This window comes from Nostoc sp., assembly GCF_036919595.1.
Taxonomy (GTDB): domain Bacteria; phylum Cyanobacteriota; class Cyanobacteriia; order Cyanobacteriales; family Nostocaceae; genus Nostoc.
This window is the reverse complement of record NZ_JBALCO010000115.1, coordinates 1-8,735: the sequence shown is the minus strand read 5'-3', so window position 1 is coordinate 8,735 and position 8,735 is coordinate 1. Positions and strand designations below refer to the sequence as shown.

Below are 8,735 nucleotides of genomic sequence, written 5' to 3'. Positions count from 1 at the left end.
TCAAGCAATGGCTGAAGTTGTAAATTATATTACCGAGGATGATACTTTCGGTTGGTTCAATCACTGTGGTCTATTTACCTGAAAACTGCTGTAAGTGGTTTTTCACTGAACTTCAGCCATTCAAGGATTGGGTATCACAAATTAACCATGTAAATATAAATATCCCTATTCAACCGGAGCAACCTAAATTAAATGCAAATCAAAAAGCAAGTATAAAGAAAACACGGGATACTAGTATTTTATATACTATTTTTGGACAAAAAATTCTTTTTTCCGCTGTTTCAAGGTTCTTGCTTAGGATAAGAGTCGAATACCGTATTCCAGCGATTCTTGATTATATATCGCTGAGTATTACTAAAATGGATGAAGCTGACTTTTTCAGACGCAATAAATCTCATTGGTATTATGTTTTAGTGCAGCCAAATGCAAAACTTAACATGATAACTAAAGGTCCTGGATCTGAGAGATGTATAGAGCTTATCAAAATGATATTGTTGGATACCTCTGATGGCGTGAGAGAATTGATAAAACGTACTAAAGAAGATATCAGTAATGAGGTTGACTGGAATGAAACCTTGATTTCTAATTGGAGAAGGGAGTTTCATGTGAAATTACCTAAAGTTGATTTGATTGATGAGCAGATAAAGGAATCTTCTGAATCAGATGACTCCTTTGCTGAAGTTCGAGATTTGCTTGACTCTTCGGAAGAGGATGAAGAAGTATCTGATGAAATTGAAGATGATGAGGATATTTTTCAAGAAACTGAGGAAGTAAAAGACTTATAGTGAGCTGTAATACTAGTAGCTAAAATTAGTTAAGGTTTTGATATTTCTCCAAACTTAGGACTCCACCACCCTTTTTGCGTACTGAAATAAGCTACATCTTTATGTTTAGTATCCTTACGCGATTGTGAGTCAGAACATCGCAACATTGTCTTACTCTGCCCCTCTTTGATATAACTGTACTCTTCTAGAGGTTTCTTACATACCGGGCAGGGATACGCAGTCATCTTCACAGGAGGCTTTTGGTGATTCTCAGATTGGACTGCTTTAGTTTGTGGTGGCTGCCAAGTTTTGTTAAAGTCGCTCCAAAATAGCACGACATCACAGCCTTTTGTGCATTTGAGGAAATATTTCTTTTTGACCTTACTACTCGGAATTTTGGCGAGAAAATTTTTGCATTCAGGGCATCGAGTCTTAGAAGTTTCATATTTCCGTTCGCTTATCACATTAGCTTTACCTGTTGGGGAACTCGCAACTACAGTTTTAGCTTTGGAGAGCGCTGGTACAAAATAATTCTGATTCCAACTAGTTAAATAATGCTGCCAAGAGTTTTTTCCTTCAGAAATGGCATCAAGAGCATCCTCCATTTTCGCTGTGAATTCCGCCTCTAGTAAATCCGGCAATGCTTTGAGCAAAAACGCATCAACTTCTAAGCCTAACGCTGTCGGTTGAAGATGGTCTTTTTTTAACTCCACATAATTGCGTTTTTTTAAGGTAGCAACAGTCGGAGCATAAGTACTTGGGCGACCAATTCCTTTACGTTCCATCAATTGCACCAATTTTGGTTCGCTATAACGCGGTGGTGGCTGCGTTTGCTTCTTTTCATGTCCAGCATTCTCAAGTTTCAATGCTTGTCCCTGTTGTAATGAAGGTAAAACACTATCCTTGCTAAGATTGTTCCAGTATCGGGCATAACCGTAAAATTCAATCACTTGCCCTCTCGCTGACCACAGTAAAGAACCAGACTGAGTAATCACCAGAGTTTTACGCAATTGAGCAGCACGACACTGAGAAGCAATTGACCGTTTCCAGATCATCACATACAGATTAAACTGATCATCAGGAAGTTCAGAGCGCAATTGAACTGAGGGACGAAATACATCCGTGGGACGAATCGCTTCATGTGCTTCTTGAGCCGATTTACTACTGCGATGCTTGGCAACTTGCGGCGGTACATTCTGCGGATCATTTTGCTCTAACCATTTACGGGCGCTGGCACAAAATTCTGGACTCAGCATCACTGAGTCTGTTCGCATATATGTTATTAGCCCTGCTTCATACAGCTTTTGGGCAACAACCATAGTTTTATCAGGAGCAAACCTCAACTTTGAACCGGCTGCTTGCTGAAGGCTGGAAGTTGTAAATGGTGGCGGTGGCTGACGATTAACGATTTTTCCTTCAAAATGAATCACCTGATGAGGATGTCGCCGTGCTTCTTCAACTAAACGTGTAGCCTCTGCTTCGGAAAGAACACGTTTAGATTCCGGTGTTTCTAGACTATTACCTACCTTCGCGTCATCATGAGTTTCAGTTTCTTGTTCTGCTGCATCTTTTGCAGAATCGACCGTACCTTTGTAAAAAGCCCGAAATCCCTCAGTATAATCTACCCAGACACTCCAGTAATCTTGAGGGACAAAAACCAGAATTTCGTTTTCTCGCTGACAAATCAGGTGCAATGTCGCGCTTTGGACTCTGCCAACACTCTTAGCGCCGTTATTCAATGCCCAAACTAAAGGACTACCTTTATAACCCACCAACTTATCTAGGCAATCTCGGCACAACCCAGCACCGATTAAGTTTTGGTCTAGTTTTCTAGGATTAGCGATCGCACTCTGCACCGCCGATGCTGTAATCTCAGTATAAATTACTCGTTTCGGTTCCCTTAAACCCAGCGTTTCTTTAAGATGCCAAGCGATTGTCTCACCTTCCCGGTCTGGGTCAGTTGCTAAGACAACTTCATCAACCTGCCTCACCGCAGACTTGAGTTTCTGGATTGTTTCTTTCGCTCGTTGGTCACGTGGGACGTAATTGCACCGCACATTATTGCCGTCCATGACGAAGCCCAAGGAATCGTCCCCTTCATTGCTAAGTTCTCGGATGTGACCACAACTAGCTAGAACTTTCCAATCTGAACCCAGAATTTGACTGAGTTTTTTGACTTTTCCGGGAGACTCGACCACAAGCAGGCGTTTGATCATAGCAACTGGGTTCTTGATTCTGAGCAATAAACTGGCAATGGCTTTTGAGCGATGGCTGCGCCAACGTCAAAGGCGAACGCCTATCTTCCTCATGGGGATTTTCTAGAATACTGTACCAAAAAGCTTTGGAAATTGCTCAACTCAGTTTAGAGGTAAATCATCCCAACGCGATGTTTCGATTGTGCGATCGCGGTTTAGGAGAGAATCCCAGCAAACTAGTTCAAAGCGCGAAGGAACTGAATAAGCAAGAAGAGTATGATCAGGTTTTGTGTGTTTTTGATCGTGATCCTTGGACTATATAGCAATCCTATTTGATTTGTGAGAAAATACGGAATAGAGATAAAGGTGTAATTACTAATAAGTACAGAGAGTGCTGAATGTGGATGCGATCGCTATTAGAGTTTATCGAAAATAGCCATACCAACCTAGTCGCTTGCCTGCTTTACTCCAATAGGCAAACGGTCTTTCGCGTCTCTCCTACACGGATCTACAGTTTTCTGGTTGGTCTCATAGAGCTAAAAAACTCGTTAATCTTGCAGTACAATAGCCGCATAAAGTTAGTTTCAAAACTGTTTCTATAATCGCAGTTTGTAGAAGTAATATTAGAAGAACCTCAGGTGGAGAAGTATTTTTAGTGAGAGTTTTGATTAATACCAACATTGCATTAAATCTCCGTTGCCAACCAAGCACGTAAAACCTCTGCCACTGTCCACGCTTGGGCAATACATCCTCGTGGAGTCATCGGGGCATCTCCATCAAAAATTTCACTGAGACTGCCAAGACCGTGTACAGTGAGATGATTAGCCATTGGTTCCAAAAATTGACGAGCCTGTTCAGGATTTTTGTAGACGCGCAGGTGCGCTAGGACAAACGGTCCCAATAACCAACCCCAAACTGTTCCCTGGTGATAAGCTCCATCACGTTGATACTGATTGCCACCGTATTTACCCTGGTACTGAGGATGATCAGGGGCAAGCGATCGCAATCCATGAGAGGTCAGCAGCACTCGTCCGCAAGCTTCCACCACACTCCTTTGCTGGGCAGGTGTTAGCGGACTTTCTGGTAATGAAACAGCAAAGATTTGGTTAGGACGCAAGGCCGAATCATCACCATCAGGACTGTCTAGAACGTCATAGCAATAACCTGTCTCGTCATTCCAGAAGCGAGAAAATCTATACTGAGCACGGTCTGCCATTGCCTCATATTCTTGATGTGGTTTACCAAGCTGACGGGCAAACTTTGCCATTGTCCGTAAAGCATTATACCACAGGGCATTAACTTCAATCGGTTTGCCAATTCGGGGCGTAACTACCCAATCATCAACTTTGGCATCCATCCAGGTCAGTTGTACACCTGCAACGCCTGCATAAAGTAAGCCATCGGCTGGATCGAGGTGGATGTTGTAGCGTGTACCGCGACAGTGCCAATTAATGATGTCTGCAAGTATTGGAAAGAGTTCACCAAGCAAATTATCATCGTCTGTAGAACTGTAGTAGGCACGGACTGCTTCAAAGTACCAGAGAGTGGCATCAACAGTATTATATTCTGGTTGCTCACCTGCATCGGGAAAGCGATTCGGCAACATTCCTTGGTCTACGTATCTGGCAAAGGTGCGAAGAATTGAGCGTGCTACCTCTGGGCGACCAGTCGAAATTGTCAAACCAGGTAGACTAATCATTGTGTCGCGTCCCCAGTCGCCAAACCAGTGATAACCAGCGATGATGGTTTTACCGTGAGGGTCTTCTGGTACTGGTCGGTTAACAATAAACTGGTCAGCAGCTAGTACTAGATGGTTGATCCAGCTAGGTGATTCCTTAGTGTTGAGGGGTTGGTTACTATTCCAAAGTCCTGTTAGCTTCTGCTCTTGAGCGCGACGCAACTTAAGTGCAGCTTCGCCATGCAAATCTGGTTGTTTTTCTGTGCTGGCTACAAATGCGATCGCTTCCCCAGGATTTAGTGTAACTTCAAAAGTGGCGGCGTGGAGGTGGTCTTCTTTATCTCTCAATCCCCGATAGCGTTCAACTGCCAAGTCAAAGCCATAATACCAATTGTGGGCAACAGATGCACTACCGCGTGAAGTGTAGCTATCACCTTTAGGCGAATCGCTCAGTAGATACAGTGGTACAGCGCCCGAATAAGCAGTTACAGAAATCCCTTGTTCCACCTGCTCAACAGACATCTGCCAACCATTGCTTTGAGTATCGCCGTGATAATCACGGTAGTTGACCATTGCTTTGAGCGTCAACTTCAGCGGTTGGGTGGCACGACGCAGAGTATATTGGACATAGGTTGTGTTAGCGCCTTGTTGCATCCACACCCGTTTTTCTAATAAGGCATCAGCAACAGCAAACCGCCATACGGGTATTGTGTTTTCTAGAGAAAAACGTTCAATATGTTGATAACCATGGGGATTGACAGTACCATCTGCCCAACGATTGGTGTGTAGAGAATAAGAGCGAGTGTCATACAGGACAGTTTCATCTAGTTTTGCCAGCAGCAAAGTGCGACCTAAAGGTGGTTTCAATGCAGCTACCAGTAGTCCGTGATAGCGGCGGGTCAATAAACCTGCCACAGTTGCAGAAGCGTAACCACCAATACCGTTAGTAACTAACCACTCCCGCGATTCTGCGGTGTCGAGATTGCCGCAGATTTCCCGCCCAAATTCAATACACATAAATCAACACTTTATTTTGGCGATCAATATCTGGATTATCGATTATTAATCCTCTACTGTGCTGAGATCGGTTAATCCCAACTAAAATTTTAACTGCTAATCAGGGCTAAAATTTATTAATTTAAGTAATATTAAATACTAGTAGCTTTGCTAAGACATTTCTATAAGTAGAAGTTAAAATGTTTCTAAACGATTCTTTAAGACATTTATTAATTACGTACATTAAATTATCGTTTGACATCAAAGGTTGTATATGCAACTTTATCTTCTCCGTGAGGTGGGCAAACGATGATATTCACTCATTGCCACTGAATTTTCACATTTTGGCAAATCAAAAGGGGAAAAATAGAGTGTTGAAAGATGTTGAACGTTGTATTCCTTCAGAAGAAAAATATCTGGAGGCATTCCACTCAATTTATAAGGGATTGACTCCGGGACACAAAGCCATCTTGAATAAGTTGTATCAGCATTGTTACTTGATGAAGGACAATCGCAGATTACGTACTTGGGAGTTATCTAAAGCTGCGGGATATGATGGTGACTCTTCTGGTCAAATTGGTCATTTAGGTGCAAAGTTCTGCGAATTCTTTGGAGTAAAAGATGATGAATTTGGACAACCAGCGCTTGCAATAATTAGTTGGTTTGCAGATGATATAAACGGGTATTGGTACATTGAGCTAATTCCTGAAGCAGCTAGAGCGTTTAATCGTTTTCACCTTGAAGCTGTCTAATGTAAATGATAATTTAATAGGACTTACACACGGGCAATGAAACAAATTTTTATTTGGTTGAACTTCTGCTCGTCCAGTCAGAATTTTAGTTACGAATTTATTTAATTTTGTTGATTCGTTTAGTTAGCGATCGCTCCTCTAGATCCGGCAACTACTTCTCCACCACCTATAATGGTTTTACTTTATTGCAGATTCATAATTTTGACATACCTCATTTATTATTAACATTACTTAATCCTGGAAAGCTTGGGGAAAAGCTGATCAGATAATTTGGCAAATTCCATAACTCCAGCAATAGGAATTTCTTGATTCTTTTCAGACTTTTTAGCACTGTTATTTGGTGTATAAGTGCGATCACACGCACATTATATTATGCTATACCTGCGAAGATTCAGCAGGCGGCGGAATAATCTCAAGACCGTATCTTGGAGCAGCTGCCAAAATTTTTTCAATGTCTGCCGGACTAAGGCTAGGTAATTGCGTCCTCTCTGAGACTGGCACACCTACTTCCATAAAAAACTTCTCTAACCCTGCTGGTGTGACCCAACACAGCAATTTTGCTGGCTGTGAGCCGATATTTGTAAACCTATGAAGTTGACCTTTAGGAGAGTGAAGAAAGGTTCCAGGAATTGCTAATATAATCTGCTCATCAAGCTGAAATTCCAATTCTCCCTCTTGAATATAAAAGGCTTCATCTTCATGACGATGAATGTGGGGAGGTGAACCATTTTGTGGTTGAACAGTAATTTCAATTAGAGCATAAGCTTGACCAGTTTCTTCACCTACCGCCTTAAAGGTACACAAATCCCCAAATACCCAGTATGAGGAACCTTGTCCTAGTTGCTGTAATATTCCTTGCAAATTGACTGTCATGGGGATTTCCTTTTGAGATGTTTTCTATTATGGATTTGTCAACAAAATCTAAATTTTCAGCCTGTAAGTACTTAGACAGAAATAAACCTAACCATATTATCGTGAATTGAGCAGACTGAAGTCAAGCGATATCTACAACGGGCTATGCCTTTGTTTGATTAAGTTATATTTTTTATATTTAATTTTTGGAAATAGTTACATTTTTAATATCACTAATTAACTCATCAATCCTTGATTTTGTTGTGTTCCAAGAACACATAAAACGTACTCCTCCCACACCAATAAATGTATAAAAATGCCAGTTCTTTACTTTTAAGGCGTGAATGACTTGTTCAGGTAATTTAACAAACACGGCGTTGGCTTCTCTAGGAAACATCAAGTCAACACCTTCTATGTTTAATAGTTGATTTTCTAAGTAATCAGCACATTGATTGGCATGTCTGGCATTTTTTAGCCAAGCACCAGTTTCCAATAAACCCAACCAGGGGGCAGAGATAAACCGCATTTTTGAGGCTAGCTGACCTGCTTGTTTGCATCGATAATCAAAATCCTCTGCTAGCTCTTTGTTGAAGAAAAGAATGGCTTCACCCAATGCCATTCCATTCTTTGTACCACAAAAGCACAACACATCGACTCCAGTTTTCCAAGTAATTTCAGCAGGGCTTTTATTCATCGCAGCAACTGCATTTGCAAAACGAGCGCCATCCAGATGAATCTTTAAGTTATACTTTTTCGCAACTGCTTTAATTTTCAAAAGTTCCTCAATAGAATATAAAGTTCCTAATTCAGTTGATTGTGTAATGCTAATAACTTTAGGTTTAGGATAATGAATGTCAGTACGTTTAGTAACAATAGCCTCTATCGCCTCTGATGTTAGCTTGCCATTTTTCCCTTGAGCAAGTAACAGTTTAGAGCCATTAGATGCAAATTCAGGTGCGCCACATTCATCTGTTTCTATGTGAGATGTTTCATGACAAATGACGCTGTGATATGACTGACAAAGGGCAGCTAAAGATAAAGAATTTGCAGCAGTACCATTAAAAGTAAAAAATACTTCACAATCAATTTCAAAGAGTTCTCGAAAATAATCTGTGGCTTTTTGAGTCCATTCATCATTTCCATAGGCTGGAACACTACCTTGATTTGCCCTAATCATATATTCCAGCGCTTCTGGACAAATACCAGAGGAATTATCACTTGCAAACTGCTCTAAGTTACTACTCATAATCTCTATTTTGATTTTTCTCAGTAATTGTTACAATATTAGTGAAAAATTTTGACATCTGCCAACTTCAAGATTGACGGGGATGCTATTAACCTCTCAAATTATCTAATAACTCTGGTAATTATAAGAACTTGGAAGAAGTAAGTAGAGACAATTCAGGGACTTCCAAAGAATAAAATCACCAAATCTAATAATGATAATCATTGTTAAGTGAAGAAGAAGCCGCCGACGGCGGCTTCTTCTTCCCTTTTT

7 protein-coding genes are annotated in these 8,735 nt (G+C 41.0%); 3 read left to right on the top strand and 4 right to left on the bottom strand.

From position 1 onward, the window contains the following. Window positions 1-38 precede the first annotated feature (38 nt). The gene (locus tag V7K21_RS17540) at window positions 39-785 is read left to right on the top strand and encodes a hypothetical protein (protein ID WP_335176349.1); all 747 of its coding nucleotides are present in this window, start codon (window positions 39-41) and stop codon (window positions 783-785) included. Between the two features lie 29 nt (window positions 786-814). Here the strand turns inward: V7K21_RS17540 and topA are convergent, their stop codons facing one another. Beyond that, complete coding sequence (gene topA / locus V7K21_RS17535; RefSeq protein ID WP_335176347.1) at window positions 815-2,980, bottom strand: type I DNA topoisomerase; 2,166 nt, start codon at window positions 2,978-2,980, stop codon at window positions 815-817. Window positions 2,981-3,024: 44 nt separating this feature from the next. Between topA and V7K21_RS17530 the strand changes: the two genes are divergently transcribed. Then, complete coding sequence (locus V7K21_RS17530) at window positions 3,025-3,282, top strand: hypothetical protein (RefSeq protein ID WP_335176345.1); 258 nt, start codon at window positions 3,025-3,027, stop codon at window positions 3,280-3,282. Window positions 3,283-3,644: 362 nt separating this feature from the next. On the opposite strand, the gene V7K21_RS17525 is transcribed toward V7K21_RS17530, so the two are convergent. Continuing rightward, window positions 3,645-5,654 carry an amylo-alpha-1,6-glucosidase gene (locus V7K21_RS17525; protein ID WP_335176343.1) on the bottom strand — a complete coding sequence of 670 codons (2,010 nt, stop codon included), beginning with the start codon at window positions 5,652-5,654 and terminating at the stop codon, window positions 3,645-3,647. 323 nt (window positions 5,655-5,977) lie between these two features. Here V7K21_RS17525 and V7K21_RS17520 point away from each other — a divergent pair, with 323 nt between their 5' ends. Continuing rightward, window positions 5,978-6,385, top strand: coding sequence for a hypothetical protein (locus tag V7K21_RS17520; protein ID WP_335176342.1), 408 nt, complete (start codon window positions 5,978-5,980; stop codon window positions 6,383-6,385). 375 nt (window positions 6,386-6,760) lie between these two features. Here V7K21_RS17520 and V7K21_RS17515 read toward each other — a convergent pair whose 3' ends face one another. Continuing rightward, a complete protein-coding gene (locus V7K21_RS17515; protein WP_335176340.1) occupies window positions 6,761-7,258 on the bottom strand; it encodes a quercetin 2,3-dioxygenase in 498 nt (165 codons plus the stop codon). Window positions 7,259-7,436: 178 nt separating this feature from the next. Continuing rightward, on the bottom strand, window positions 7,437-8,483 hold the full coding sequence (locus V7K21_RS17510) for a threonine aldolase family protein (RefSeq protein WP_335176338.1): 1,047 nt from the start codon (window positions 8,481-8,483) through the stop codon (window positions 7,437-7,439). Window positions 8,484-8,735 lie beyond the last annotated feature (252 nt).

What these genes read in the sequence shown, in the direction of transcription:
- V7K21_RS17540 (WP_335176349.1), top strand. Translation starts at nt 39, where the DNA reads ATGATACTTTCGGTTGGTTCAATCACTGTGGTCTATTTACCTGAAAAC.
- topA (WP_335176347.1), bottom strand. Translation starts at nt 2,980, where the DNA reads ATGATCAAACGCCTGCTTGTGGTCGAGTCTCCCGGAAAAGTCAAAAAA.
- V7K21_RS17525 (WP_335176343.1), bottom strand. Translation starts at nt 5,654, where the DNA reads ATGTGTATTGAATTTGGGCGGGAAATCTGCGGCAATCTCGACACCGCA.
- V7K21_RS17515 (WP_335176340.1), bottom strand. Translation starts at nt 7,258, where the DNA reads ATGACAGTCAATTTGCAAGGAATATTACAGCAACTAGGACAAGGTTCC.
- V7K21_RS17510 (WP_335176338.1), bottom strand. Translation starts at nt 8,483, where the DNA reads ATGAGTAGTAACTTAGAGCAGTTTGCAAGTGATAATTCCTCTGGTATT.